Origin of the sequence: Prevotella communis (assembly GCF_022024175.1) — a bacterium.
Taxonomy (GTDB): domain Bacteria; phylum Bacteroidota; class Bacteroidia; order Bacteroidales; family Bacteroidaceae; genus Prevotella; species Prevotella communis.
Map to the genome: position 1 here is coordinate 418,582 of NZ_CP091794.1, position 25,659 is coordinate 444,240.

Consider the following 25,659-nt stretch of genomic DNA (forward strand, 5'->3'; position numbering starts at 1 on the left):
ACTATTACAGGGACGTTTTTAAGTTATAAGATAATTATGATCAGCGTAAACAACATTAACTTTAATTATGCCGGACAGAAGCGTCTGGTATTTGACGACTTCAGTTTGAAACTGGAGGAAAATCGTATCTATGGTCTTCTTGGTAAGAACGGTACAGGTAAATCAACCTTGCTCTACCTGCTTTCAGGCTTGTTGCGCCCCACTGCGGGTAGTGTGAACTGTGATGGTATTGCCACCTACAAGCGACAGGCAGAGATGTTAAGCCGTATCTTCCTTGTTACTGAGGAGTTTGAACTCCCTGCAATCCATCTCTCTGAGTATGTGAAACTCTACAAACCTTTCTATCCCCAATTCTCTGAAGAGATATTGAAAGGTTGTTTGGCCGACTTTGATTTGCCTGCGGATGTGCATCTGGGTAAACTCTCAATGGGACAGCGCAAGAAAGCCTACATTGCCTTTGCAATGGCCACCAACACGCAGTATCTGTTGATGGACGAGCCGACCAACGGGCTTGACATCCCCTCTAAGTCGCAGTTCCGCAAGGTCATTGCCCAGCACATGACAGACAACCGCACGGTAATCATCTCTACCCACCAGGTACACGATGTGGAGCAGTTGCTCGACCACGTCTTGATTCTCGACCAGCGCAGCGTGCTGCTGAATGCCTCGATGCAGGAGATAGAAGAGCAGTATGTCTTCGAATATCGCACACCCCAGCAGATGGATGCCGATGTGCTCTATGCCGAACCCACGCTTCAGGGCAATGCCGTCGTTGCTAGGCGCAAAGAGGGCGATGCCGAGACGCAGGTCAACCTCGAACTATTGTTTAACTGTATTACCCAAGCAAAGATTTAACTAATAACAAATAGAAAAATGGAAAACTTCAATATAACTAGATTTGGTCAGGCACTGAAGTGTCACTTCCTCGTATCACGAAAGTCGTGGATTCGCATCTTTGGCATCTATACGTTAGTCCTGTTCTTCGCTAACTTGTTCTTTACGCGTGTGGCAGGCAGTGGCTATTCAAAGATGGAGCAGATTTGTTCAGCAGAAGATTTGCTCTCCGAATATACTTTTGTTGTGAAGGAGACAATAGGTTTCGGCATGGTATTCTTTTGCTTTTCCATGCTCTTTGGTGCCAGTTATCTGTTTTCGCAGATGAAGGATACGCGTAAGCGCTCTGCCTATCTGCTCTGGCCTGTGTCAAATGGTGAGAAATATATCATTAGTCTGCTTCACTCTGTCATTCTGATGGCTGTTATCACTGTGGTGTCCATCATCGCTGCTGATGCACTGCGCGTCTTGATAGATGTTATTACAGGCCGTGTCATGGTGTGGGGCGTTCCTTTCTATATAGATTTCTTCTCATCTGCTCTTGATTGGCAGTCTGTGTTGATGCTAATTACCTGGATGTTCTATATCCATTCTCTCTTCATCGTGGGTGGCACGCTGTTCCGTCGTTTCCAGTTCTTGTCAACGAGTGCTGTCATCCTCATTGTCGTTATTCTGCTGACGATAGTCATCAAACAAACGGAATTGTATAATATAGACTATCACTTCATAGAGTATGAGCAGGGTGAGATACAGCATCAACTGCCTGACGGCTCAACTTATTATTCCTACCGTGCAATTTACACTCCCCGCTTCTATTTCGCCCTGCTGGGTGGCTGGCTAATCATTGCAGCTCACTATTGGGCTTCGTTTAAGCTCTTCTGCCGTGTGCAGGTGATAAACAATAAATGGTTGAACGTATGATATTTAATTCTGATAAACCGATTTTCTTGCAGATGGCCGATAGGCTGTGTGACGAGATACTGGCCGACAAGTACAAGGACGACGACCGCATCCCATCGGTGCGTGAGTACGCTGTACTGCTGGAGGTGAATACCAACACCGCCGTGAAGGCCTATGATGAACTGGCTCGCGCGAACATTATATATAATAAAAGAGGACTGGGCTACTTTGTGACTAAAGGGGCGAAGAAACAGATCCTGAAGGAGCGCAAGCATATGTTTATGAAAGAGCAACTCCCAGAGCTGTTCCGACAGATGCAACTACTGGGCATAACGTTAGAAGATGTTAAAGATGCGTATCATCTGCAACAAATCTGACATTGCGTGCGTCTAATGAACAAAAATGATAACGATTCCTCGTTATGACGCATAATCGTTGTGACGAAAATTACACAGAACAAAAGTGATACACTTAGAAAACGTAAACAAGACTTACTTTGGTGCTCAGCCCTTGCATGTACTGAAAGGAATCAACCTCGACATCGAGGCAGGCGAGTTCGTTAGTATCATGGGTGCCTCAGGCTCAGGCAAGTCCACCTTGCTGAATATCCTGGGTATCCTCGACAACTACGACTCGGGACTCTACACCCTGAATGGCGTGCGTATCTGGAACCTCTCTGAGAGCAAGGCTGCCGAGTATCGTAATCACATGATTGGATTTATCTTCCAGTCGTTTAATCTCATCTCGTTTAAGAATGCTGTGGAAAATGTGGAGTTGCCACTCTTTTATCAAGGGGTGTCGCGTAAAAAGCGACACACCCTTGCTATGGAATACTTGGAGCGCCTGGGTTTAAAAGACTGGGCCGACCATTATCCCAATGAACTGTCGGGTGGACAGAAACAGCGTGTGGCCATAGCCCGTGCTTTGATTACAAAACCACAGATGATTCTGGCCGACGAGCCCACAGGTGCGCTCGACTCGAAGACCTCTGTTGAGGTGATGCAGCTGCTCAAAGATCTGAATGCTCAGGAGCATATCACACAGGTCATTGTAACCCACGACCCTGGTGTGGCCGAGCAAACCAATCGCATTATTCGTATCAAGGATGGAATTATTGAATGAGATATGGCAGACGGCACGTCGCAATAAGTTGCGTACGGGACTGACCGGTTTTGCTGTAGCATGGGGCATCTTTATGCTCATCGTGCTGCTGGGAGCTGGTAATGGACTCATCAATGCCAATATGACACAGATGAATCGCTTCCTGAGCAACTCAATGGTGGTCTATGGTGGTGAGACGTCGATGCCTTATCAGGGTATGAAGGAGGGGCGTTGGATCAACCTGAAGGCACGCGACATCGACATTAGCAGTGAAGAGTTTCAGACCGTTATTGATGAGGTGGGTGCCCAATATCGCACTTCTGGTATGGTGAGCAACGGACAGCAGTATCTGACGGGTTCGATTGCTGGTGTCTATCCTAATCATATCAAGATTGATAAGGTGGAAATGTTACAAGGACGCTTTATCAACACTATAGATATCAATGGAAAACGTAAGGTTCTGATCATTAGTAACAAACAGGCAAAAGAACTCAAAACGCATGTAGGACAGTTTGTGAAGGTGGGAAATTTCGCCTTTAAGATTGTGGGTATCTACAAAGAACAGGAGAACGGACGCGCTGATATGTTCTCAGCCTATAGCACTATCAAGAGTATTTATGGCGCCAAGACGGATGACGCAGGACGCATAGAGTTCACTTTCCACGGCCTTGAGACAGAAGGTGATAACGAAGCCTTTGAAAAGGACTACCGTCAGCGCATCAATACGGCACATCAAGCCCATCCAGATGACGAGAGTGCTATCTGGTTGTGGAACCGGTACACGCAGAACTTGCAGATGCAGAAAGGTATCGGTATTATCCGTACGGCCCTATGGATTGTAGGACTCTTCACGTTGTTGAGTGGCATCGTGGGTGTCTCGAATATCATGCTGATAACGGTGAAAGAGCGCACCCATGAATTTGGTATCCGCAAAGCCATTGGAGCCAAACCTTGGAGTATCCTGAAGTTGATTATCATCGAGAGTATCATCATCACCACTATCTTTGGCTATATTGGTATGATTCTCGGCATTGCTGCCAATGAGTATATGGATGCCACTCTGGGTCATACGAAGGTGGATGCGGGCCTGTTCAAGGCCACCATGTTCCTGGACCCCACGGTAGGGCTCGATGTGTGCTTTGAGGCAACGATGGTCATGATTATCGCTGGTACTATTGCAGGGCTTATTCCTGCCTTTAAAGCAAGTAGAATCCGTCCCATAGAAGCACTCCGTGCCGACTAATAATGAACTGTGAACTGATATGAGATTAGATATAGATACATATAGAGAGATTCTCGATACGCTGACGCGCAACAAGAGTCGTTCGTTCCTGACGGGCTTCGGGGTGTTTTGGGGTGTCTTCATGCTGGTGGCGCTGATTGGTGGCGGGCAGGGTATGAAGGAATTGCTCAATCAGAACTTCGAAGGATTCGCTACCAATAGTGCTATGATTTGGGCACAACCTACCACAAAGGCTTACAAGGGTTTTCGCAAGGGGCGTCGATGGGATATGGAGTACAAGGACGTGCAACGTCTGAAAAGTCGCATACCTGAACTCGAAGTGGTGAGTCCTGTGCTTTTCTCTAATGGTGGTACGGCCTATTTCGGTGATCGTAAGACAACTGTCAGCATCAATGGTGTGCAGGAGGACTATCAGCGAGTGAGTGAACCTAAGATGCGCTATGGGCGCTACCTCAACGATATGGATGTGGCACAGCGTCGTAAGGTGTGCGTCATTCAGAAGAAGACCTATAAGGATCTCTTTCCTGGAGGTGGTGACCCCTGTGGCAGTTTCATCCGTGTTGACTCTGTCTATTACCAGATTGTGGGTGTTGACTATAGTTCTGCCGAAGGTATTAGCTTCGGTGGCGAATCGGGTACCACGATGCTTCTGCCTATCACACTGATGCAACAGACTTATAACATGGGGCAGAATGTTCACATGATAGCTGTAACGGGTAAAAAGGGCGTGGTTATGTCTACCATCACCGATCGTATTCGAGAGACGATAGCCCGTGCTCATACTATTGACCCGGAAGACGAGCAAGGTGTGATGGTGTTTAATACAGAGGTGCTATTCCAGATGTTGGATAGCCTGTTTAAAGGTGTCAACTTCCTCATCTGGCTGGTAGGTCTCGGTACTTTGCTCGCTGGTGCCATTGGTGTGTCAAACATCATGATGGTCACCGTGCGCGAACGAACCATAGAAATAGGTATCCGTCGCGCTATTGGTGCCACGCCAAAGATGATCCTCTCACAGATTATCTCCGAGAGTATTGTGCTGACGATGGTGGCGGGTATGAGTGGTATCCTCTTTGCCGTGATGATTCTGCAGATGTTGGAATTGGCCAATACAGAAGATGGTATCCTGTCTGCTCATTTCCAGGTGGGTTTCTGGACTGCTATCTTTGCTGCGCTCGCTATTGCGGCGATGGGTGTGCTGGCCGGATTGGCGCCTGCTGCACGCGCTATGAGCATCAAACCGGTAGATGCTATGAGAGACGAGTAAGGGTAAAAAGGTGAAAAAGTAAAAGGGTAAAAAATAAAAGGATATAGATATGAAAAAGTATTTCAAACTGGTCATCGCTGCTATTGTGGCGCTGATTTTCATCGGAACTTTCGTATTCCTGTGGCAGAAGAGTCAGCCAAAGGAGATTCAGTATTCGGAGTTCTCAACTGCTACGGACAGCATCCGTAAGACAACTATCATTACGGGTAAGATAGAGCCTCGTAATGAGGTCAACGTAAAACCACAGATTAGTGGTATCATCGCTGAACTGATGAAGCAGCCAGGCGACCGTGTGGAGCAGGGCGAGGTGATTGCAAAGGTGAAGGTGATTCCTGATATGGGACAGTTGTCGAGTGCTGAGAGTCGTGTGCGACTGGCTGATATCAACCTGAAACAGGTAGAGACCGACTATGCCCGCACGAAGAACCTGCATGACCAAAAACTGGTGAGCGACGAGGACTACGAGAAGGCGCGCCAGCAGTTGAAGCAGGCACAGGAAGAGAAGGCTGCCGCTGTAGATGCTCTGCAGGTGGTACGTGATGGTGTGTCGAAGTCGAACGCTTCGGCATCGAGCACGCTGATTCGTTCTACGATCAGTGGTATCATCCTGGATATCCCTGTTAAGGTGGGCAACTCGGTGATCAATTCAAATACGTTTAATGATGGTACGACGATTGCTACGGTGGCTAATATGAATGACCTCATCTTCCGTGGAAATATCGACGAGACGGAAGTGGGACAGTTGGCTATCGGCGTGCCCATGAAGATTACCATTGGTGCCCTGCAGGATTTGCAGTTTGATGCTACCTTGGAGTATATCTCGCCAAAGGCTACTGAGAGCAACGGTGCCAATCAGTTTGAGATCAAGGCGGCTGTTGTTGTACCTTCCGATGGTAAGATTCGTTCTGGCTATAGCGCCAATGCCGAGATTGTATTGGCTGAGGCCAACAATGTGCTCTGTGTGCCTGAGAGTGCTATCGAGTTCGTGGGCGACTCCACCTTCGTCTATGTGGTGAAGGGTGAGGGCAAGCAGAAGACCTACGAGCGTCAGGCTGTGGTGACAGGCCTCAGTGACGGCGTGAATATTGAGATTAGGAAGGGCCTCAAGAAAGACCAGAAGGTGCGTGGCCCGCAGATTATTTCAGAAGACGATAAAAACGAGTAATTATTATGCCAATCATTATTGTAATACTTGGACTGCTTGCTGTGTTGTTTGCTATGCCCATGCATGCTCAGACGCAGCCTTGGTCACTGGAACAATGTTGCGATTATGCCGTAGAGCATAATATCACCATCAAGCAACAGGAGAACCAGTGTCGCCAGCAGGAGATTCAGCTCTCGACTGCCAGGAACCAGCGCCTGCCTGATTTGAGTGGCAGTGCTGGTCAGAACTTCTCCTTCGGACGTGGACTGACAGCTCAGAATACGTACACGAATACCAATACCTCGTCTACCTCGTTCTCGTTGGGTACGAGTGTGCCGTTGTTCACTGGTTTCCAGATACCTAATAATATCAAACTGAACCAGTTGAACCTTGAGGCTGCTTCGCAGGACCTGGAGAAGGCGAAGAATGATATCCGTACGCAGGTGGCACAGGTCTATGTGCAGATACTCTATGATATGGAGATAGCTGATGTGGCTCTTCGTCAGATCAGTATCGACAGCGCACAGGTGGCTCGTCTGCAGGCGCTCCTCAATATCGGCAGGGCCAGTGAGGCAGAACTTGCCCAGCAGAAGGCAACGCTGGCGCAGAGTCAGTTGACAGCGACACAGGCTAATAATAACCTGCAGTTGGCGATTCTGTCTATGACGCAACTGCTGGAACTGGAAAGTCCTGAGGGCTTTTCCGTGGTCCGTCCTGAAATCAGTTCTGTAGGTCACGATATTATCGCGACTCCTGATGACATCTATGCCGATGCCTTGGCCACCAAACCGGAAATTCAGGCACAGCAGCTGCGTCTGCGTGCTACGGAGAACAGTATCAAGATTGCAATGGCAGGCTATTATCCTACATTGAGCTTCAGTGCCGGACTGGGTTCTAACTATTACAAGACCTCTGGTTTCAAGGCTGATGACTTCTCTACGCAGATGAAGAATAACTTCAGTCAGTATCTGGGCTTCAACCTGAATATCCCCATCTTCAACCGTTTCCAGACACGCAATAGTGTCCGTTCGGCTAAGTTGGACCGCGAGAACCAGACGTTGCAGCTTGACAATACGAAGAAGGCTTTGTACAAGGAGATTCAGCAGGTGTATTATAATGCCGTTGCTGCCAATCAGAAGCTGACAAGCAGTCTGCAGGCCAGCGAGAGCAGTGAGACGGCTTTCCGTTTGACTCAGGCAAAGTATGAGCAGGGCAAGTCCACGATTACGGAGTTTAATGAGGCAAAGAATAACTGGCTGAAGTCGGAGAGCGACTTGACGCAGGCTCGTTACGAGTATCTTTATCAGTTGGCCCTTATCCGCTTTTACTCAGGGCAGAGCTTAAAACTTTAATCGCGCAGTCTTAATTTGTCCCACGACGTGAAATACTTGTTCCACGTCGTGGGATATTTGTACCACGTTGTGGAATTCTTATCCCACGTCGTGGAACGCTTTTTACGTGTGTGATGGCATGCTTTTTTTTGTGGCACGGGCTGTTGTTCTCATGGCATGAAAATAGTTTTCTTGCTATGTAAAAGTTGAATTGTAGGCAAATAAATGTTGTAATGATTGCCTACACCATTTTTTTTCTGTACTTTTGCATGCTGTGAAACAGAGGATAACGGAAACAGTACCTTTATTGATGCCAGCTGTAAGCATGGCTATAGGTATCATTGTGGCGCCCATGATACCTCATGCGGGTATCATCCTGACGTCGTTGATTGTCTGTATCCTGATGGCGTGGCTGCTCCACCGTTGGGCACTAGTACAGAGTATGGCTGTCCTATTGTGCTTTTTCTTGATGGGTATGCTGGTAGGGCAGCGTGCTGAAAGGCCGCATCGCCACCAGCAAAAGGTACCGTCGCTCACCGCGCAACGGCCTCTCTCTCGCATGGAACGTGTACAGCAGCGATGCCTGGATTACCGACAGACATTGTTAGACCGCTACAGGACGTCGTCGTCGGCGGATGATGAGTATGCTGTGCTGGCTGCTATGACGCTGGGAGATAAGTCGGCCCTGACCAAAGAACTGCGAGAGACCTACTCAAAGACGGGCGCCTCGCATATCCTGGCCCTTAGTGGCTTGCATCTGGGCATTATTTATCTTCTGCTTTTCCGACTGACTTTAGGTAGAAGACGCTTCTGGCTGTCGCAGGTGGCTATTATCCTGAGCATCTGGGCCTTTGCCTTCTTGACGGGACTGTCAACGAGCGTGGTCCGTTCGGCTACGATGATTAGTATCTACGCCCTGTTCTCTGTGGGTGGACGTCACCGCTCTCCCGTGAATATCCTGTGCTTCACGGCTATCGTGATGCTATTGGTGAATCCTGCCTCTTTATTCGATATCGGCTTCCAGCTATCGTTCTCGGCGGTCCTGGCCATCCTGCTGCTGATGCCCTTGTTTGAGAGTTTCTTCCCTGAACATTATTTCGAAGGGCGTCCGCTGCAGCACTATATATATAATATGGTAGGACTCTCTGTGGCAGCACAGGTAGGTGTGGCACCTCTGATTGCCTTTTACTTCGGACGCTTCTCTACTTATTTCCTGCTGACTAACTTTATCGTGATTCCTGCAGCCACGATGATTCTGTATGGTGCCTTACTCGTGGTGATGATACCTTCGCTGGCTCCAGTACTGTTAGGCTTTGTGGGTATACTGAACAAGGCACTTGGGTGGGTTTCCCAAATGCCTTGTGCAAGTATTGACGGTCTTCATCCGTCAGTTCTTCAGATATGTCTTTTGTATGTAGTATTCTTCTGTGTCTATTTCTCCTTACGAATACTACAGCGGGTGCCACCCATTACATGATGTGCAGATAGCGCAGGATGTCGTTCATGTTCGCTACAACCATCAAGAGAATCAGGGCTCCAAAACCGATGTATTCAGCCTTGATGAGGAAATCCTCTGAGGGCTTCTTGCGTGTAATCATCTCGTAGAGCAGGAACAGCACATGACCACCATCCAATGCGGGGATAGGCAGGATGTTCATGAAGGCCAGGACGATGCTGAGGAAGGCTGTCATCAACCAGAACTGGTGCCAGTCCCATGCTGAAGGGAACAGGCTGCCGATAGCTCCAAAGCCACCCAACTGCTTCACGCCGTCGCTTGAGAATAGGTATTTTAGGTCGCTCACATAACTGCTCAGGGTGTTCCAGCCATACTTGATGCCTGCAGGGAAACTCTCAAAGAAACCATATTCGAAAGTGGTGGGCTCGTACAGAGTAGCAGGAGCAAAGCCCAACTTCAGGTCTTCTGCCAGCAGGGTAGAGGCGGTCTCGATATTCTCGCCACGCTGGTAAACGATTGTCAGCAGACGTGCATTGATACTGTCTGCATGTGTCTTTGCTGAGGCCAGCACATCGTTCATGCGAGTCAGTTCGTCTGTAAAGCCGTAGAATGATTTTACCTGCTGGTTATTGGCTGCCAGGATCTTATCGCCCTTCAGCAATCCTACCTTGTCTGCCGGCGTGTCAGGAATGACGCTGTCGATGACGGCAGGAAGAAGTGGACGTACAAAGGTGGGGATGGTCTGTGCCATCTCTACCAGACTGAGACCTTCCGGCATCTGGATGGTGACGGGCTTGCCATGGCGCAGAACATGAACTTCCTCGGCGTTGCAGAGCATGCGATACATATCGGCATCAGCCTTCTTGAAGTCCTTCTCGTTGGTAGAAACCAGAATGTCGCCATCCTGGAAACCAATCGCTTTTGCCTGTTCATTGAATTCCATTCCCTGTGACATCTTCTGCAGGGGAACGTATGTCTCGCCCCATGTGAAGAGCACCATGGAATAGATAAACAGAGCCAGCAGGAAGTTGACCAGCACGCCACCAACCATAATCAGCAGACGCTGCCAGGTGGGCTTGGTGCGGAACTCCCAGGGCTGGGCTACTTCAGAGAGTTTCTGGTTGGTCTCGTCAATCATACCGTCGATGGCACAATAGCCACCCAGGGGCAGCCAGCCCAGTCCGTATTCCGTTCCCACATATTCTTTCTTCTCCTTGCCATCCTCGTCCTTGACGGTGGGCACCACCTCGGGCTTCAGTCTGAACAGACGGCGTACCCAGGTGTCGTAGGTGCTCATGATGTGGAACTTAGGATTGAAGAAGAGGTAGAACCTTGAGACACGTACCTTGAAGAGTTTCGCAAACGTGAAATGGCCCAGTTCGTGGAGCAGTACCAGCAGGCTGATAGCCATCAGAAACTGCAGGGCTTTTATCAGAAATACTTCCATTTTTTAAATAAAAGTGAATAGTGAAAAGTGAATAATTTGCTTCCGCACTTTTTCTATTCGTTTAGTTAATTATTATCTTTATTTCTTGTATAGGGATAGCGGTAGCAAATTATTCACTTTTCACTATTCACTCTTCCCTTAAGCAACTCTGTTGCTATGCGACGTGCCTCTGCATCACTCTGAAGATAATCCTCATAGGTAGGCTTCTGGATGAAGGTGGCGCGCTGCATGGTGGCTTCAATGATGTCGCCCATCTGCAGGAATCCGCAACGGTCTTCCAGGAAGGCACGGTTCACAATCTCGTTGGCCGCATTGACGATACAGGGCATGTTGCCTCCCTGGTTCAAGGCCTCGTAGGCCATAGCCAAACAGCGGAACTTCTTCAAATCGGGCTCAAAGAAATCCAGATGCTGTGCAGCAAACAGGTCCAGTCTGTCGCCACTGAGCGGCAATCTCTTGGGGAACGAGAATGCATACTGGATAGGCAGACGCATATCAGGTACACCAAGTTGGGCCTTCACACTACCGTCCATAAACTGCACGGCGCTGTGCACGATGCTCTGGGGATGAACCAGTACCTGAATCTGCTTGGCATCAACGCCAAAGAGCCATTTTGCCTCGATGACCTCAAAACCTTTGTTCATCATGGAAGCAGAGTCGATGGTGATCTTGGCTCCCATGTCCCATGTGGGGTGACGCAGGGCATCGGCTTTTGTAACGTGGGCAATCTCCTCCATGGACTTCAAGCGGAAGGGACCACCACTGGCTGTGAGCAGAATCTTGTCGATAGGATTCTCGTCTTCACCAACCAACGACTGGAAGATAGCTGAGTGCTCGCTGTCCACAGGCAGGATAGAACAGTGGTTCTCCATAGCCAACTGACAAATCAGTTCACCAGCCACCACCAGTGTCTCCTTATTAGCTAAGCAGATGGTCTTGTGTGCCTTGATGGCGTGGATGGTAGGACTCAAACCTGCGAAACCCACCATAGCGGTGAGTACCATGTCGATGGGACCTGCCTCTACAATCTCGTCGAGGGCGCGTGCACCAGCATACACCTTCACGTCGGGCATGTCGCTCATCAGCTGTTTCAGTTCGTCATAACGTGCCTCGTTGGCAATGACGATGGCTGCAGGCTTGAATTTATGAGCCTGTTCGGCCAGCAGTTCCACTTTATTATTAGCAGTCAGGCAGTACACCTCATAGAGGTCGCTGTGCTCCTCAATCACTTCGAGGGCCTGTGTGCCGATGCTTCCTGTAGAGCCAAGAATGGCTATTTGTCTTTTCATAAGTCTAAGATGCCCTCAGGCAGGGCTATTGTAATCGTTTTATTATCTTTGTCAATGTCAGTTATCAGTTCCTCACTGGCAGGTATCAGCGTACCGTCTTCCAGTTCGAAGAGGATATTCAGTGTGCTCTCGTCGATGCTGGCTATGGTGCCCACCTTCTTGCCTGTGCTGGCATCGATGATGCCAAAGCCCACGAGGAAAGAGTAGGTGAGGACTTCCTCTTCATCATCAGTAACGTCGCGTGGGAAATAGACATCGCAATTGGTCAGCTCGCGGGCACGCTCCTGTGTATCGATATCCTCGAACTTCACCAGTGCGGTGCTGTCTGAGCGGAAGCGATACTCCTCCATGAAGAATGGTACCAGGATACCATCTACCTCCAGAATAAGGTATTCGGCCTCTACACGGTCGAACACGTCATCATCGAAATTGAATGACACCTCGCCTTTGACGCCGTGTGCTTTTCCTATGCGACCTATCTTGTAGACATCTTCCTTTCTAATCATGGGGGATATGGGGATGGGGATAATGGGGTTAATGGGCTTTAGGGGAGACGGGTGATCTTCGCGCCAAGGGCATTCAGACGACCTTCGATATCCTCGTAGCCGCGATCTATCTGTTCAATATTATCAATACGACTGGTACCTTTTGCACTCAGGGCGGCAATCAGCAGGGCAATACCTGCACGGATGTCGGGGCTCGACATACGTCCACCGCGCAGTTGCAGCTTACGGTCATGACCAACGATGACGGCACGATGTGGGTCGCAGAGGATAATCTGCGCTCCCATGTCGATGAGCTTGTCAACGAAGAACAGGCGACTCTCGAACATCTTCTGGTGTACCAATACAGAACCGCGTGCCTGTGTGGCTACGGTGATAAGTACAGACAGCAGGTCGGGAGTCAGTCCTGGCCAGGGCGCATCTGCCAGCGTCATGATGGTGCCATCGATAAACGACTGTATCTCGTAGTGGCGCATCTGTGGGATATAGAGGTCATCGCCCTCCTCCTTGATGGTGATACCCATGCGGCGGAATGTATTGGGGATGATACCCAGGTCCTTGATAGAGACATCCTTGATGCGGATGCCGTTGCCCACCATGGCTGCCATACCAATAAACGAGCCTACCTCAATCATATCGGGCAGAATGGTATGTTCTGTACCGTTCAGGTGGTCTACACCCTCGATGGTCAGCAGGTTCGAGGCGATGCCGCTGATGCGTGCACCCATCTTGTTGAGCATCTTGCAGAGCTGTTGCAGATAAGGCTCGCAGGCAGCGTTGTAAATCGTTGTGGTGCCTTTGGCCATCACAGCAGCCATCACAATATTGGCAGTACCTGTGACAGATGCCTCGTCGAGCAACATATAGCAGCCCTTGAGTTGCTGGGCCTGTATCTCATAGACATCGCGCTCTGCCACATGATGGAACTGTGCACCCAGACGTTCGAAGCCCAGGAAATGCGTATCCAGGCGACGGCGTCCTATCTTGTCACCGCCAGGTTTGGCAATCGTAGCCTTACCCATGCGAGCCAGCAGCGGACCAATCATCATGACTGATCCACGCAACTGTGCACATTTCTGCACGAACTCATTGCTTTGGAGGTAGTCCAGATTCAGTTCATCGGCCTGAAAGGTGTAGGTGTTGCCATCAGCAGCAACCTTCACCCCTACATCCTTGAGCAACTGGATGAGCGTCATCACATCCCTGATTTGCGGAATGTTATGAATGGTTACCTTCTCGCTGGTCAGCAGCGTTGCACAAATCACCTGCAGGGCCTCGTTCTTGGCGCCCTGTGGCTGTATCTCTCCGCTTAGCGGATGTCCTCCTTCAATAATGAATGCTGCCATTTACTTCTTTTTCTTTCCAGATGAACGCTTCTGTTGTGGTTCGCTGATATTGATACGTTCGAAGACGAAATTGTTGAGGTCCAGCTGTACGGCACCGTCAGTCATACGCGCCATATCATCGGCAACCTTCTCGTCGTCAATCGAACCGTGTCCCCATTGTACCAGGTCACGTTTCATCTGATTTGCTGTCAGACGTATCAACTCATCGCGTTCGCCACCTTCCGGCATGTCCTTGAGCTTCTCCAGCAGTTCACTGACCAGTTTGCCGTAATGACGCAGGCGTACATTACTCTGAGGCAGTTTCATGGGCTGGGGCTTATCGTGGAATTTCTCTGCCCCACTGATATCGTAGGGCCAGTCAATATCCAGCTGCTTGTGACTCATGATATACAGATGATCCCAAAGCGTCTGCTCGTAACCACTGTTTTCACGTATCTGTGGCACCTTTGTCTCCATCAGCTTCACGATAGTCTTTGCACAGAGCAGTCGCTCCTCCTTCGTGGGGAGTGTGACGGCATGGTCTATCATCCGCTGAATCTCGCGTCCGTATTCAGGCATCTGCAGCAGTTCACGCTGAGTGTTGTAGTCTAAACCTTGTATGTTCATAGTGTTAAATCAGTTTCTTTGGCATTTTTGCCACATAATCCTTCAGGTAGAAAGGCTCGAAATAAGCCACGTCCTCAGTCTGCCCGTTCAGCAGGCGGCGCTCTGCTAGGGGCTGCATCCATTTAGCCAGGGGTTCGATACCCTCGATGAGATGGGCATTGGGGTGATTGATGGTCTCCATGCACTTCGCAGCACCATTGCCGAAGAAATACACGGGACGCTCATCCAACCACTGCTTGTAGGTCTCTGCGTCCACCACATCAGCACCTACAGGACGAACCTCCTTCAGGGCACGGTCGTAGATGCCGGCATAGACCTCCATGCGGCGGGCGTCAATCATCGGGCAGAGAAGGGCGTTCTCTTCCACCATCTCGCGCAGCAATACTGGCACACACATCAGTTCCAGTGTGGGCACGGCGATGAGTTTCAGGTTACGGCCATAGCAGATGCCTTTGGCCATAGAGACGCCAATACGCAAACCAGTATAGGAGCCAGGGCCGCAACTTACGGCGACAGCATCAAACGGGATCGCATGATTATCAGTAAACGAGAGCGCCTCGTCCACCATGGAACCCAGACGCTCGGCATGATTTGGCCCGCTATGGTCTTCCAGCTGGAAGATGACGTGCGAGTCTTCAGAGACAGCTACGGAGCACACTTGTGTGCTTGTTTCAATATGTAGTATGCAAGCCATTGCTTTGTACCTTATTATATAATATGATTTGCAAAGGTACGAAAAAAATATGAATAACAAATTATGAATTAGCAATAATTATGCAGCGGCAGTAAATTTTTCACTTTTCGCTCACCACTTTACACTTCTTTTTTGTACCTTTGCAGCCTAGAATAAAAATAAAATAAAGATACATGATACAATCAATGACAGGCTACGGCAAGGTAGTCGTGGCTTTTAAGGACAAGAAGATTAGCGCAGAAATCAAATCACTCAATTCTAAGCAGTTGGATCTGCAGACGCGTATTGCTCCACTCTATCGTGAGAAGGAGATGGAGATTCGTCAGATGATTGCCGCCTCATTGGAGCGTGGCAAGGTGGACTTCTCTCTCTGGATTGAGAAAGAGGCCGGAGTGGATGCAACGCCTGTGAATGCCGCTCTCGTGGAGAACTACTACCATCAGTTGAAGGACGTAGCTACGAAGGTGGGTATCCCTGAGCCCGAGGACTGGATGTACACCCTGACCCGCATGCCTGATGTACTGTCCAAGACAGAGCAGGAGGAACTCACTGACGAGGAGTGGGATGCTGCCCGTAAGGCTGTTGAGGGCGCCATTGCTGCCTTGGTGGATTTCCGTAAGCAGGAGGGTGCTGCGCTCGAGAAGAAGTTTGCTGAGAAGATTGATAATATCGAACGTCTGCTGGCTGAGATTGAACCTTTCGAGAAGAGTCGTGTAGAGAAAATTCGTCAGCGTATCGTTGACGGACTACAGCAGATTCCTGGTGTGGATTATGACAAGAACCGCTTGGAGCAGGAACTGATTTACTATATCGAGAAACTGGATATCAGTGAGGAGAAACAGCGTCTGACCAACCACCTGAAGTATTTCCGCGAGACGATGCGTGATGGTCACGGACAGGGTAAGAAGCTTGGCTTCATTGCTCAGGAGATGGGTCGCGAGATCAATACCACTGGTTCTAAGTCCAATCAGGCCGAGATGCAGAACATCGTGGTGCAGATGAAGGACGAGCTGGAGCAGATAAAGGAACAAGTATTGAACGCGCTGTGATGAAAGGAAAAATGTTAATTGTTTCTGCGCCTTCGGGTAGTGGAAAGTCAACCATCGTGCAGTGGCTGATGAAGGAGCATCCTGAGCTGAGGCTTTATTTCTCAATCTCGTGTACCAGTCGTGCGCCACGAGGCTCTGAACAGAATGGTGTGGAGTATTTCTTCCTGACACCAGAGGAGTTTAAGTCGAAGATTCAGAACGATGAGTTCCTGGAATACGAGGAGGTTTATCAGGACCGCTTCTACGGCACCCTGAAACAGCAGGTGGAGAACCAGCGTAACCAAGGACAGAATGTGGTGTTTGATGTCGATGTGAAAGGTGGCATCAATATCAAGAAATATTATGGTGATGAGGCCTTGAGCCTGTTTATTCAGCCCCCCTCTGTTGAGGAGTTGCGTAAGCGCTTGGAAGGTCGTGCTACTGATACCCCAGAAGCCATTGCCGAGCGTTTGGCAAAGGCGGAATATGAGATGACCTTCGCTTCGCAGTTTGACCATATCATCGTGAATGATGACTTGGAGACAGCCAAGCAGGAGACCTTGAGAATCGTCAAAGAATTCTTGGGATGAGGTCAATCGGTATCTTTGGTGGTTCTTTCAACCCTATCCATAACGGACACATTGCCTTAGCACAGGCCGTGCTGAGGCAATGTGCGTTAGATGAGGTATGGCTGATGGTGTCGCCCCAGAATCCGTTGAAACGGAATGATGCCGATTTGCTGGATGACCATCTGCGCTTGGAGATGGCACAGAAAGCCCTTGAGGGTGTTGAGGGCGTGAAGGCCTGCGACTATGAGTTCCGTTTGCCCAAACCCTCTTATACCTGGAACACCTTGCAGCACCTGAGCAAGGACTATCCTGATTGCACGTTCTCGTTGTTGATAGGTGGCGACAACTGGGCCCATTTCCAGCGTTGGCGCAACTGGCAGGATATAATGAATCATCACGAGGTGATAGCCTATCCGCGTGAGTCCTATCCTGGCACCATCAATGTGCCTCTGCTTCCTGTGTCAAGTACGGAAATTCGTCAGCGTGTGCGTGCTGGTGAAAGTATCGAGGGGCTGGTGCCTGATAGTATCATCCCTCTCGTAGAAAAATACTATCGTCTTAACTCCTGAAAAGTCTATCGTCTTAACTTCTTAACTCCTTTAACTCCTTAACTTCAAAAAAGAACTACTGATAGTCGTATCTCCCTGTCAGCTTACTAATCCTATGTTTGACAGCCTCCCTGATTTGTTTCATGTTGCCATAGCGCAGGTTGCGTATCAGTTCTTCGATAGAGCGACCAATCTTCACCCATGGGTGTCCCCATGCCATGATGCGATAGATGCGACGCTTGTATTCCACATTCTCGATGACATATTTTGGATGGCGTAAAGGCCATTGCAGCTCATGACTGGGCATGGTGAGCAGTCGTTGCATTGCCTTGGGGAGCGTGTTCAGTGAACTCTGGAAATGAGCCGAATCCTCGCTCACGGCTGTATTGTGTATCAGGTTCTTTGTAGGTACGATGGTCAGTCCGCTATTCAGTGTGCAGGCCGTCCAGATTAGTGTCTCGTAGATGGGATTGCCAGATGCCTTGTGCTTGTAAAGCTTCTTCAGCATCTCCTTGCCACCCTCGCGCCTGTTGGCTACATAAGCCTCCAGCTGGTGCATGTTGAACGCATCATCAGCAATAGGGTACCCCACCTCACAACGCTCAAAGACCCTGCGCCATGAAGCCCATCCCCAGATGCTGAAGGCTGTGGTGAAGAGATAATCGTAGGGCGCATCCGTCTGTTCCTCATGATTAAAACCAGCTATCATCGTGATACGTTCATCGTACTCATAACGGTCGAGCATCTCCTTGCAGAAAGGGATAAACGACAATGAAGGCGTGGAGTCGTCCTCCAACACAATTACTTTATCTGCCAATGAGAATGCCCATGTCTGAGCCTTGTGGTTCGACAACCAGGCACCTGAGTTCTCGTTGTGGTAACTGCGTTGCACATCGCACTCCCAGTCTATCTCGCTGTCATCCACAATCTGTCGTGCAGCCTCCAACTTCAGCGCTTCCTGATCGTTGCGAGGACCGTCCTGATAGATAAACAGACGTGAGGGGCGGCACTGGCGGATGGCACCAAAGGTGCGCTTCAGTGTCTCCGTACGAGAGAAAATGATGAGTAGCACAGCCACATCGTTCTGTGCTGGATATTTCTTTATTTCTTCCATTTCAGCAGAGTCTTGTAAGTATGAATCAAGAGGTAAGCCAGACGTGCTGGCAGTTGGATGGCGATACGGTCCATGAAGGGGATGTCGTTGGTAAGTTGTTGGCGCAGAGGGCGATAATACGCATCGAGCACCTGGAATTGTTTTTTGTCGATGAATTTCTCGTACACCTTAATCTGATGATGCACGAAAGCCGAATGGTAGCGCTCCCACTCCGGCTGTAACGTCTGACGCAACTCCTCGTCATAGATACGAATCCAGTCCAGCGTCTCCTTGCGCTTGTTAGGCACATCTTCGTAGTGCAGATAGGTCGCCTGTTCTGTGAAAAAGACCTTGGGCTGTTTCATCAGACATTTTATCTGCATCAGCGAGTCCTCGCGCTCAATGACCTCACGAGGTGTACCCAGACAACCTTCCAGCAGTTCACGACGGAAGATGATGCCCCACAGCACGCAGAACTGACTGCGCAGGGCCAGTAGGTCGCGAATCAGATGCTCTGGTTCCACCCAGCCCCTCAGTCCTGAGTCGTGGCGCTGTCCGTACTGGTCATCGTAGGTGCCAATCACTTCGTCGGCGCCTGTCTCGTTGATGAGTCTGTACATCATGGCGAGGGCATCCTTCGTAAACAGGTCATCGGCATCGGCAAACATGATGAATCTGCCCTCAGCATGCTCCAATCCGTAGCGACGCGCTGCCGTCACCCCTCCGTTCTCCTTGTGGAAAGCCTTCAGTCGCGGTTCCAGTTCAGCCCATTGGTCGCAGATATCGCCAGAGCCGTCTGTGCTGCCATCCTCCACGACAATCACCTCGAAACTATCGAACGCCTGCGAAAAAATGCTCACAAAACATTTATCCAGGTATTCGGCCTTGTTATAGACGGGTATGATGACAGATATCTCCATCTCTCTATTTTTTTACTTTTTTACTTTTCACAAATTGTATGCATTCGCGCAGGATGACCACGTTCAGCAGACGCATCACACCAAAATACAGCAGACCAGCCAATAGCAGTCTGACGCCCAGCAGCAACCAGTTGTTCGTAATGCTCAGCGTAGCCAGATGACAGACGCCCATCACCACTGCTGCACACATCATAAATGGCACTACATCCTTCAGGAAGTCCATCGTGCTCACCCCGATAATCCGTTTGGCAAATATCTGCCAGGCACCCAGCCACAGGATGTTGAATGCCGAGTAGGCCACCACCATCATGGTCATCCCCTCACGATAGAAAGCGAAGATGACGCCCATCTGGAGCAACACCTGACAGATGTTGAGCCACATATTGATATCGCTGCGCCCATGACTGATAACGAGGTTCTGATAGAGTGTATAGAGGGGCATGAAGGCACCGCTGATACAGAGTATCTGGAGCAGCGGCACGATGTTAATCCATTTCTCGCCAATGGTGCAGAGGATGAACTCGCGCGACACCAATGCCAGTCCAAAGAGGGCAGGGAAGGAGAGAAAGGCCGTGAAGCGCATCATCTTTCGGAATACCTGCTGCTCGCGGTTGTGCTCCTCGCGCACACTCACTAAGACGGGCTGCGCCACTTGTCCCACCATACCGCCTACGGTCTGAAAAGCCATCGAGTCCCATTTGTAGGCCTGAAAGAAATTTCCCACCACGCGGGCATCGTGAAACAGGCGCCCGAAGATGACGGTCAGCACGTTCTGGTTGGCAGTATTCACAATCATCGTGACCAGTATTCCTATTGAGAACGAGAACGTTTGTCGGATATAGTCAAATGAGAAATGCCAAGTAGGCTTCCATTTCACGTAGAGGAATCGGCCAATGACCAGTACGGCAGCATTGATCACCTGTTGCCAGGCCAGGGTCCAGTAGGCCATGCCGCACCATACCATAATGATGGCCGAGGTGCCAGAGATGAGGAGTGCCGAGAGGTTGACAATCGTAATCTCGCGGTTCATCATATTCTTCACCATATAGGCATTCGTAGAGATGCCAAATGATGAGATGAAAAAGGCCAGGAACAGGAAGCGCGACAGGTCAGTGAGCCGTGGCTGATGGAAAAACCACGCGATGAGCGGTGCCGAGAAAAACAATATGAGATAGAGCACGCCACCCATCAGGATATTAAACCAGAACACGCTGTTGTACTGCTCCTTGGTGGGTGCCTTCTCATTGATGAGTGCCGTAGAGAATCCGCTTGACTGCAGATTGCCTGCTACGGCCGAGAAGATAGCCAGCATGCCGATGAGACCCGTATCCTCTGGCGTCAGATGACGGAGTACGAGGATGCCAATCAACAGGTTCAATACCTGCATCGTGCTATTGTTTACGGCTCCCCACATCAGTCCGCGGGCTGTCTTTTCCTTCAGATTCTCCATATCAACATGCAAAAATACGACATTTTGTTTGAAGTTCCAAATAAATTAAGTAAATTTGCAGCCATGAATGAAATAACACAAACGAAGAAGCCACGCATGGAGTGGCTCGATGCCCTTCGCGGCTTCACAATGATTATGGTGGTGGCCAACCACGTGGCGCAGATAGGTTTCGAGGAACAGTGGAAGCACTCTTCTTCACTTCAGTTCCTGTTGCTGTTCCGCATGCCGCTGTTCTTCTTCATCAGTGGCTTCTTGGCCTACAAAGCTTCGCAGGTGTGGGACTTGCGTAACCTGGGTACGCTGGTGCTGAAGAAGATGCGCGTGCAACTCATCCCCACCATCTGCTTCTTCCTCCTGGCTACAGCCATCCTGAAACCCAGTTTCTGGCCTGGCCTTGAAGAGTCGTTCCATTCGCCCACAAAGGGTGGCTACTGGTTTACGCTGGTGCTGCTCTACATGTTCCTGATCTACTATCCCTTTGCCTATCTGGAGAGTAAGATTACCTCGCTTTTCTCGAAAAACAAGGCCTTCTGGATATCCGCGGCACTCATCACCCTGCTGTTCCTTGTCTCGCTGGCTTTCTATGACTCGTGCTATCAGCCCCGTTATTTCTCATGGGCCAAGGGCTATCGTGGCGGTATGACCGATATCCACCGCTTCCTGCTGGATTCCAGTCTGGGGCAACTGATGCTGTGGATGCCGTTCTTCCTCTTTGGTAATATTGCCCATCGCTATTGGAATGGTTTCCAGAAACTGATGGACTCGAAGTGGTTCTTCCCCATCATCGTGCTGCTGGCTATCCTCTGTACGATGGATGCCCTGAAATGGCGCACCCTGCGTATGGCGTGGGCTATCATCCCCCAGACGGGAGCCATGTTCCTCTTGTTGCTCATCGCCCTGATGTATTTCCGCAACTACAAGCACTACTTCACCAAGATGACCGTCATCGGCGCCTCGTTGCAGTATATAGGCCGTCGCACGCTGGATATCTATCTGATTCATTTCCTCTTCGTGCCCAGTCTGCCCAGCGTGGGTCTGTTCTTCAAGAGCTATCAGCACAATTTTATCACTGATACCACGCTCTCCGTGCTCTTTGCCCTGCTGGTCATTGGTTTCAGCATTATCACCTCAAACATCCTGCGCATCAGTCCGTTCCTGAAGAAATGGCTGTTTGGCAGGACCTGATAAATACTCAGCACAAAGAAACCCGATTCCATGAGAGATCGGGCTTTTCTTTTTTTGTGTATCCGTTTCAACTTACAGGATATCCTTCAGAGTCTCGTCATACGAGCCGTCGTAGGGTTCTACGGTTAAGCGCTTCAGGGTTACAGAGGCCTCTCCGTTGGGTGTGGTAAGAATGATGTCGCCATTGGTGATAACGCCATGCCACGTACGGCCTTGCATCTCGAAGGTAATCAGTGTGCTGTCGTTCCCCAAGGTCTTGCTTTCATATTCGTGGGAACTGTAGCGCCCCTCGTAATACCAGTCGCCATTGTCCAGCTTCTCTGTCCAGTAGGTTGGTCCGTAGTCCGCAGGGAACCATCTGTAGTGCGAGAAGAAAATCCTGTGGTCTTTCTTGCTGCCCTTGTTGAAGGTCCATTTGTCATAGATAGAGGCATAATAGCCTTCCCATTTTATCTCAGTCCAGCTTTCGCCAGAGCAATGTATCTGATAACTATGCTGCGCCCACTGGATATCGCTGGGTTTCCTGGCTCCTCCTAATGGATCCTCTTCATCATCGCCACAGCTACTCATTACCAACGCCGAGAATAGAAGTCCTGATAACAGGCCGAAAAGTTTTAGATGTTTCATAATTTTATTGTTTTAGGTTTATTATTCACAGGTAATCATCATCTTGATGACCCTGCAAATGTACAAACAAAAATCTAATTATGCAAGAGAATGGGGAAAAATGCTGTGATTTCACTTTTCCCCCTAGCAAACGCTTTATGCTTTTCAAACGATTCCTAATCCATATACCTTTTTAAACTCTTCTTCTGAAATAATGTCTTTTGGCATTAAAGAACCGAGATAATTCTCAATAGAAATAGTATTTAAGATATTATAGAATCGGTCAGAGATGGTTATGTTGTTTTTTTCGTATTCTTCTGGTATGTAATACTCCTTCTCGTTGTCCTTGTTTACAAGAACGGACTTGATGTGTTCTAATTGGTGTATTTCCATATATAGGGTATCCTCATCGAATGAGAATCGGACGAAGATATGCTGGTCGTAGTCGTCCTTAGCCAGCTCCATTATCTCATCTCGGATTTTGCATATATTTGCTTTTGTTGCAGATTGTTTGTCAATGATGACACCCACATTGAAGGAAAAACAATTGTCGCAATCAGAAATCGCTGTGTAATGGGGTATGCTGATACGGTCCGTCCGCACCTGTGCCTGGTATTTCCGTTCCCCATACTCTTTCTCATAGCGGGCAGGATTGAGGAACATGATGTGTGAAAGGACGAATTTCTTGTCTGATGGATAGTAATAGCATGCCACACCATTTTTCACATCTTTAAACCACAGTATTCTGTATTTTTCTATTTTCTCTTTTTTTATAGGATTATTAGGGTCGTTAGTAAGCCAGTTATTCCTCCGTCTTATCCACCGCATGGGTGTAAAAGACATGATGAGACAATACATGAAGACTGAATAGACAAAAACTAGGAATCCGTAATATGCTATGCCGACCTCAGTATAAAAAGGAATAAGAGTGTAAATGGCGATGCAAAAGGGAAATACTAATTGATTGAAAACATTACCGATACGTCTCGTTGGTATGTACTTTTTTATTTTCATATGTTATACTGACAATCTTTTTTATTTGCTGCAAAGTTAAGAAAAATATATGAATGTAACAAATAAAAGGTGTCAGAATTGTCAGAAATAGAAAAACGACGAGTTACCCACACAGAAACGACGAGTTGCTCCACAGAAATTTGCATGTTCAAATAATAATCACTAATTTTGCAGGCAATAAAAAATAAGACGCAAGATGAATCATGAACTGACAGAACAGGAACTGACCCAGTGGAAGGCCATCATCACGGATGTGCTCAGGGCGTTCCATGAGATATGCGAGAAGTACGGACTGACCTATTATGCCATCGGAGGTACGGCTATCGGTGCCGTACGTCATCAGGGTATCATCCCCTGGGACGATGATATCGATGTGGGTATGCCGCGACCCGACTTTGAGCGCTTCATGGAGATTTGTCGCACCACGGATTTTGGCGACTACGAACTGGTGTCGGACGAGACGCACGAGGCTTACAACCTGCCGTTTCCTAAGTTCTGCAACAAGCACACCACATTGATAGAGCGGGCTGACGTGCCTTGCGTCATAGGTCTGTATATCGATGTGTTCCCACTTGACAGCACAAGCAACGATAAGGCTGAGGTAGAAGCGTTGGTGTATCGCTATAAGAAACTGCAGAACAGACATGAGGCTATCTGCACGCGCAGCACGTTTGTAGAGTATATCATGTTGCTCACGAAGCCGCATGAGTGGGGTCGCTTCTGCTACAAGACACTGGGATTCCTCTTTCGTCAGTACATGCGCCGCTCGCTACTCCGTCAGATGCGTGCAATCTGCTTGAAGTATCCCTACGGCTCAACCCACCACCTTATTAATTATGGTGGTGCCTATGCTATGCGCGAATTATTTGATAGCAGGGTACTGGATGGCAAACCTGTAGATATGCCGTTTGAGAATATCGCCATCCGTATGATGCCTGGTTATGACGAATACCTGCGCGGCGTGTATGGCGACTATATGCAGTTGCCCCCTGAGGAGAAACGCGTGCCCCACCACGTGAAGGCTTTCTTCGACATGCACCAGCGCGTAGAGAATCCCTTCGCTTAAGTCTTTAAAATTTCTATTGTTCTGCTGATGGCATCGTGGATGTCGTAATAGGGGGTAAAACCAATCCCCTTGATACGCTCATTGGCTAAGATAGACCTTGTTGCTACGGAATAGCCTTTGGATTCTGTCTCAGAAGGTAAGTCGAATACCACCTTCCTGCGACAACACTCGGCACAGATATGGGCAAAGTCCTTCAGGCAGATATTGGTCTTCTCGCTACTGACGTTGTAGGCAACGGCATCCTCGCCTCTGAGCAATACTGTCAGCAGTCCCATCACGGCATCAGCCACATAGGTATAGGAGAAGTACTGGTTGCCAGCAGATTTCAACACGATATCCTCGCCATCGACAGCCTTGCGAATAAACTGTGAAGAGGCTTTGCTATCTTCCATCAGCATGGTGGGACCAAATATTCTGCACAAACGGGCAATCTTTACCTTGACACCTCTCTCGGCTGCATACGACTGGCACAAGGCCTCGCTAGAACGCTTGGACTCGTTGTAGCACGCACGGGCATTACTGAGATTCAGCAGACCGTTGCTGCCTTCTGTGAATGACTGGTCGTCAATGGCATTGCCATAGACTTCGTTGGTAGAGGTATAGACAACTGTTGCTCCTGTCTTTTCTGCAAGATTCAAGGCATGCTCGGCACCTTTGAGATTAATCATCATTGTCTCAATGGGATATTGAGAATAGGCCAACGGATGGGTGTTGCTGGCCATAGGGATGATATAATCGGCATGGATATCGGCAGGGAAGGGCTGACAAACATCTTGTTCAAGGAAACTAAAATGCTTGTTATCGAAATGCATACCAAGTCTTGCGGAAGCCTTCTCACGACTACGTCCCACGGCAATGACATTCACATCGCCCTTGGCCATCAGCGCATCAATCAGCATGGTGCCAACCATACCTGTAGCTCCTGTGATTAGGATTGTTTTTCCTGACAGGGTATTCATTCCTTCTATGGAAAGAATCCTGGTAATGTCTTCCTTGTATAATGGATGTTGCTTATTCAT

Annotated in this window: 26 protein-coding genes; 14 read left to right on the forward strand and 12 right to left on the reverse strand. The window is 49.0% G+C overall.

The features are described 5' to 3' along the window. Window positions 1-36: 36 nt before the first annotated feature. From L6466_RS01595 to L6466_RS01635, 9 genes are all read left to right on the forward strand, one after another. On the forward strand, window positions 37-855 hold the full coding sequence (locus tag L6466_RS01595; protein ID WP_237802287.1) for an ABC transporter ATP-binding protein: 819 nt from the start codon (window positions 37-39) through the stop codon (window positions 853-855). An 18-nt stretch (window positions 856-873) separates the two neighbouring features. Then, the gene (locus L6466_RS01600) at window positions 874-1,755 is read left to right on the forward strand and encodes a hypothetical protein (RefSeq protein WP_237802286.1); all 882 of its coding nucleotides are present in this window, start codon (window positions 874-876) and stop codon (window positions 1,753-1,755) included. Then, window positions 1,752-2,111, forward strand: a complete 360-nt coding sequence (locus tag L6466_RS01605; RefSeq protein WP_237802285.1) for a GntR family transcriptional regulator — start codon at window positions 1,752-1,754, stop codon at window positions 2,109-2,111. Before L6466_RS01600 ends, L6466_RS01605 begins: the two co-directional genes overlap by 4 nt. Before the next feature lie 85 nt (window positions 2,112-2,196). Then, complete coding sequence (locus L6466_RS01610; RefSeq protein WP_091813855.1) at window positions 2,197-2,856, forward strand: ABC transporter ATP-binding protein; 660 nt, start codon at window positions 2,197-2,199, stop codon at window positions 2,854-2,856. Further along, entirely contained in the window at window positions 2,840-4,078 is a 1,239-nt protein-coding gene (locus L6466_RS01615) for an ABC transporter permease (protein ID WP_091813860.1), read from the forward strand. The genes L6466_RS01610 and L6466_RS01615 overlap by 17 nt, the downstream gene beginning before the upstream one ends. 19 nt (window positions 4,079-4,097) lie before the next feature. Then, window positions 4,098-5,345, forward strand: coding sequence for an ABC transporter permease (locus tag L6466_RS01620; protein WP_237802284.1), 1,248 nt, complete (start codon window positions 4,098-4,100; stop codon window positions 5,343-5,345). A gap of 49 nt (window positions 5,346-5,394) precedes the next feature. After that, the gene (locus tag L6466_RS01625) at window positions 5,395-6,510 is read left to right on the forward strand and encodes an efflux RND transporter periplasmic adaptor subunit (RefSeq protein ID WP_237802283.1); all 1,116 of its coding nucleotides are present in this window, start codon (window positions 5,395-5,397) and stop codon (window positions 6,508-6,510) included. Window positions 6,511-6,515: 5 nt separating this feature from the next. Beyond that, a complete protein-coding gene (locus L6466_RS01630) occupies window positions 6,516-7,841 on the forward strand; it encodes a TolC family protein (RefSeq protein WP_237802282.1) in 1,326 nt (441 codons plus the stop codon). Window positions 7,842-8,130: 289 nt separating this feature from the next. Further along, window positions 8,131-9,297 carry a ComEC/Rec2 family competence protein gene (locus L6466_RS01635; protein WP_091813870.1) on the forward strand — a complete coding sequence of 389 codons (1,167 nt, stop codon included), beginning with the start codon at window positions 8,131-8,133 and terminating at the stop codon, window positions 9,295-9,297. Here the strand turns inward: L6466_RS01635 and rseP are convergent. The 6 genes from rseP to tsaB form a co-directional block, all read right to left on the reverse strand. Continuing rightward, the gene (rseP, locus tag L6466_RS01640; protein ID WP_091813873.1) at window positions 9,290-10,723 is read right to left on the reverse strand and encodes an RIP metalloprotease RseP; all 1,434 of its coding nucleotides are present in this window, start codon (window positions 10,721-10,723) and stop codon (window positions 9,290-9,292) included. The two genes, L6466_RS01635 and rseP, sit on opposite strands and share 8 nt — an antisense overlap. A gap of 113 nt (window positions 10,724-10,836) precedes the next feature. Further along, window positions 10,837-12,012 (reverse strand): 1-deoxy-D-xylulose-5-phosphate reductoisomerase, encoded by a 1,176-nt coding sequence (locus tag L6466_RS01645; protein ID WP_237793560.1) that lies wholly within the window; start codon window positions 12,010-12,012, stop codon window positions 10,837-10,839. Continuing rightward, the gene (rimM, locus tag L6466_RS01650) at window positions 12,009-12,518 is read right to left on the reverse strand and encodes a ribosome maturation factor RimM (RefSeq protein WP_091813879.1); all 510 of its coding nucleotides are present in this window, start codon (window positions 12,516-12,518) and stop codon (window positions 12,009-12,011) included. Before rimM ends, L6466_RS01645 begins: the two co-directional genes overlap by 4 nt. 38 nt (window positions 12,519-12,556) lie before the next feature. Continuing rightward, entirely contained in the window at window positions 12,557-13,861 is a 1,305-nt protein-coding gene (gene murA / locus L6466_RS01655) for a UDP-N-acetylglucosamine 1-carboxyvinyltransferase (protein ID WP_091813882.1), read from the reverse strand. After that, window positions 13,862-14,467: a DUF4290 domain-containing protein gene (locus L6466_RS01660; RefSeq protein ID WP_091813885.1), complete on the reverse strand. Its 606-nt coding sequence runs from the start codon at window positions 14,465-14,467 to the stop codon at window positions 13,862-13,864. A gap of 4 nt (window positions 14,468-14,471) precedes the next feature. After that, a complete protein-coding gene (gene tsaB / locus L6466_RS01665) occupies window positions 14,472-15,161 on the reverse strand; it encodes a tRNA (adenosine(37)-N6)-threonylcarbamoyltransferase complex dimerization subunit type 1 TsaB (RefSeq protein WP_091813888.1) in 690 nt (229 codons plus the stop codon). 173 nt (window positions 15,162-15,334) lie between these two features. Here tsaB and L6466_RS01670 point away from each other — a divergent pair, with 173 nt between their 5' ends. From L6466_RS01670 to nadD, 3 genes are read left to right on the forward strand one after another with little or no spacing between them, the layout of a single operon-like run. Beyond that, entirely contained in the window at window positions 15,335-16,210 is an 876-nt protein-coding gene (locus L6466_RS01670; protein ID WP_091813892.1) for a YicC/YloC family endoribonuclease, read from the forward strand. Between the two features lie 11 nt (window positions 16,211-16,221). Further along, window positions 16,222-16,779: a guanylate kinase gene (gene gmk / locus L6466_RS01675; RefSeq protein WP_237793557.1), complete on the forward strand. Its 558-nt coding sequence runs from the start codon at window positions 16,222-16,224 to the stop codon at window positions 16,777-16,779. Then, window positions 16,776-17,327, forward strand: coding sequence for a nicotinate (nicotinamide) nucleotide adenylyltransferase (gene nadD, locus L6466_RS01680; RefSeq protein WP_237802281.1), 552 nt, complete (start codon window positions 16,776-16,778; stop codon window positions 17,325-17,327). Before gmk ends, nadD begins: the two co-directional genes overlap by 4 nt. Before the next feature lie 55 nt (window positions 17,328-17,382). On the opposite strand, the gene L6466_RS01685 is transcribed toward nadD, so the two are convergent. The 3 genes from L6466_RS01685 to L6466_RS01695 are packed head-to-tail and all read right to left on the reverse strand — an operon-like array spanning window position 17,383 to window position 20,769. Continuing rightward, a complete protein-coding gene (locus tag L6466_RS01685; protein ID WP_237802280.1) occupies window positions 17,383-18,420 on the reverse strand; it encodes a hemolysin activation protein in 1,038 nt (345 codons plus the stop codon). Then, a complete protein-coding gene (locus L6466_RS01690; protein ID WP_237802279.1) occupies window positions 18,408-19,319 on the reverse strand; it encodes a glycosyltransferase family 2 protein in 912 nt (303 codons plus the stop codon). The genes L6466_RS01685 and L6466_RS01690 overlap by 13 nt, the downstream gene beginning before the upstream one ends. Before the next feature lie 4 nt (window positions 19,320-19,323). Then, on the reverse strand, window positions 19,324-20,769 hold the full coding sequence (locus tag L6466_RS01695; RefSeq protein ID WP_237802278.1) for a lipopolysaccharide biosynthesis protein: 1,446 nt from the start codon (window positions 20,767-20,769) through the stop codon (window positions 19,324-19,326). Between the two features lie 63 nt (window positions 20,770-20,832). Between L6466_RS01695 and L6466_RS01700 the strand changes: the two genes are divergently transcribed. After that, a complete protein-coding gene (locus tag L6466_RS01700; RefSeq protein WP_176756934.1) occupies window positions 20,833-21,954 on the forward strand; it encodes an acyltransferase family protein in 1,122 nt (373 codons plus the stop codon). A 72-nt stretch (window positions 21,955-22,026) separates the two neighbouring features. On the opposite strand, the gene L6466_RS01705 is transcribed toward L6466_RS01700, so the two are convergent. After that, window positions 22,027-22,581: a hypothetical protein gene (locus tag L6466_RS01705; protein ID WP_237802277.1), complete on the reverse strand. Its 555-nt coding sequence runs from the start codon at window positions 22,579-22,581 to the stop codon at window positions 22,027-22,029. 144 nt (window positions 22,582-22,725) lie between these two features. Further along, window positions 22,726-23,388, reverse strand: coding sequence for a hypothetical protein (locus L6466_RS01710; protein ID WP_237802276.1), 663 nt, complete (start codon window positions 23,386-23,388; stop codon window positions 22,726-22,728). Between the two features lie 382 nt (window positions 23,389-23,770). Here L6466_RS01710 and L6466_RS01715 point away from each other — a divergent pair, with 382 nt between their 5' ends. Continuing rightward, the gene (locus tag L6466_RS01715; protein WP_091813920.1) at window positions 23,771-24,640 is read left to right on the forward strand and encodes a LicD family protein; all 870 of its coding nucleotides are present in this window, start codon (window positions 23,771-23,773) and stop codon (window positions 24,638-24,640) included. On the opposite strand, the gene L6466_RS01720 is transcribed toward L6466_RS01715, so the two are convergent. Further along, entirely contained in the window at window positions 24,637-25,659 is a 1,023-nt protein-coding gene (locus tag L6466_RS01720) for an NAD-dependent epimerase/dehydratase family protein (RefSeq protein WP_237802275.1), read from the reverse strand. The two genes, L6466_RS01715 and L6466_RS01720, sit on opposite strands and share 4 nt — an antisense overlap.

What these genes read in the sequence shown, in the direction of transcription:
- L6466_RS01720 (WP_237802275.1), bottom strand. Translation starts at nt 25,659, where the DNA reads ATGAATAAGCAACATCCATTATACAAGGAAGACATTACCAGGATTCTT.
- rseP (WP_091813873.1), bottom strand. Translation starts at nt 10,723, where the DNA reads ATGGAAGTATTTCTGATAAAAGCCCTGCAGTTTCTGATGGCTATCAGC.
- L6466_RS01630 (WP_237802282.1), top strand. Translation starts at nt 6,516, where the DNA reads ATGCCAATCATTATTGTAATACTTGGACTGCTTGCTGTGTTGTTTGCT.
- L6466_RS01615 (WP_091813860.1), top strand. Translation starts at nt 2,840, where the DNA reads ATGGAATTATTGAATGAGATATGGCAGACGGCACGTCGCAATAAGTTG.
- murA (WP_091813882.1), bottom strand. Translation starts at nt 13,861, where the DNA reads ATGGCAGCATTCATTATTGAAGGAGGACATCCGCTAAGCGGAGAGATA.
- L6466_RS01685 (WP_237802280.1), bottom strand. Translation starts at nt 18,420, where the DNA reads ATGGAAGAAATAAAGAAATATCCAGCACAGAACGATGTGGCTGTGCTA.
- L6466_RS01705 (WP_237802277.1), bottom strand. Translation starts at nt 22,581, where the DNA reads ATGAAACATCTAAAACTTTTCGGCCTGTTATCAGGACTTCTATTCTCG.
- gmk (WP_237793557.1), top strand. Translation starts at nt 16,222, where the DNA reads ATGTTAATTGTTTCTGCGCCTTCGGGTAGTGGAAAGTCAACCATCGTG.
- L6466_RS01710 (WP_237802276.1), bottom strand. Translation starts at nt 23,388, where the DNA reads ATGCGGTGGATAAGACGGAGGAATAACTGGCTTACTAACGACCCTAAT.
- L6466_RS01635 (WP_091813870.1), top strand. Translation starts at nt 8,131, where the DNA reads ATGCCAGCTGTAAGCATGGCTATAGGTATCATTGTGGCGCCCATGATA.
- nadD (WP_237802281.1), top strand. Translation starts at nt 16,776, where the DNA reads ATGAGGTCAATCGGTATCTTTGGTGGTTCTTTCAACCCTATCCATAAC.
- L6466_RS01715 (WP_091813920.1), top strand. Translation starts at nt 23,771, where the DNA reads ATGAATCATGAACTGACAGAACAGGAACTGACCCAGTGGAAGGCCATC.
- L6466_RS01595 (WP_237802287.1), top strand. Translation starts at nt 37, where the DNA reads ATGATCAGCGTAAACAACATTAACTTTAATTATGCCGGACAGAAGCGT.
- L6466_RS01695 (WP_237802278.1), bottom strand. Translation starts at nt 20,769, where the DNA reads ATGGAGAATCTGAAGGAAAAGACAGCCCGCGGACTGATGTGGGGAGCC.
- L6466_RS01670 (WP_091813892.1), top strand. Translation starts at nt 15,335, where the DNA reads ATGATACAATCAATGACAGGCTACGGCAAGGTAGTCGTGGCTTTTAAG.
- rimM (WP_091813879.1), bottom strand. Translation starts at nt 12,518, where the DNA reads ATGATTAGAAAGGAAGATGTCTACAAGATAGGTCGCATAGGAAAAGCA.
- L6466_RS01620 (WP_237802284.1), top strand. Translation starts at nt 4,098, where the DNA reads ATGAGATTAGATATAGATACATATAGAGAGATTCTCGATACGCTGACG.
- L6466_RS01605 (WP_237802285.1), top strand. Translation starts at nt 1,752, where the DNA reads ATGATATTTAATTCTGATAAACCGATTTTCTTGCAGATGGCCGATAGG.
- L6466_RS01660 (WP_091813885.1), bottom strand. Translation starts at nt 14,467, where the DNA reads ATGAACATACAAGGTTTAGACTACAACACTCAGCGTGAACTGCTGCAG.
- L6466_RS01600 (WP_237802286.1), top strand. Translation starts at nt 874, where the DNA reads ATGGAAAACTTCAATATAACTAGATTTGGTCAGGCACTGAAGTGTCAC.
- L6466_RS01625 (WP_237802283.1), top strand. Translation starts at nt 5,395, where the DNA reads ATGAAAAAGTATTTCAAACTGGTCATCGCTGCTATTGTGGCGCTGATT.
- L6466_RS01690 (WP_237802279.1), bottom strand. Translation starts at nt 19,319, where the DNA reads ATGGAGATATCTGTCATCATACCCGTCTATAACAAGGCCGAATACCTG.
- tsaB (WP_091813888.1), bottom strand. Translation starts at nt 15,161, where the DNA reads ATGGCTTGCATACTACATATTGAAACAAGCACACAAGTGTGCTCCGTA.
- L6466_RS01645 (WP_237793560.1), bottom strand. Translation starts at nt 12,012, where the DNA reads ATGAAAAGACAAATAGCCATTCTTGGCTCTACAGGAAGCATCGGCACA.
- L6466_RS01700 (WP_176756934.1), top strand. Translation starts at nt 20,833, where the DNA reads ATGAATGAAATAACACAAACGAAGAAGCCACGCATGGAGTGGCTCGAT.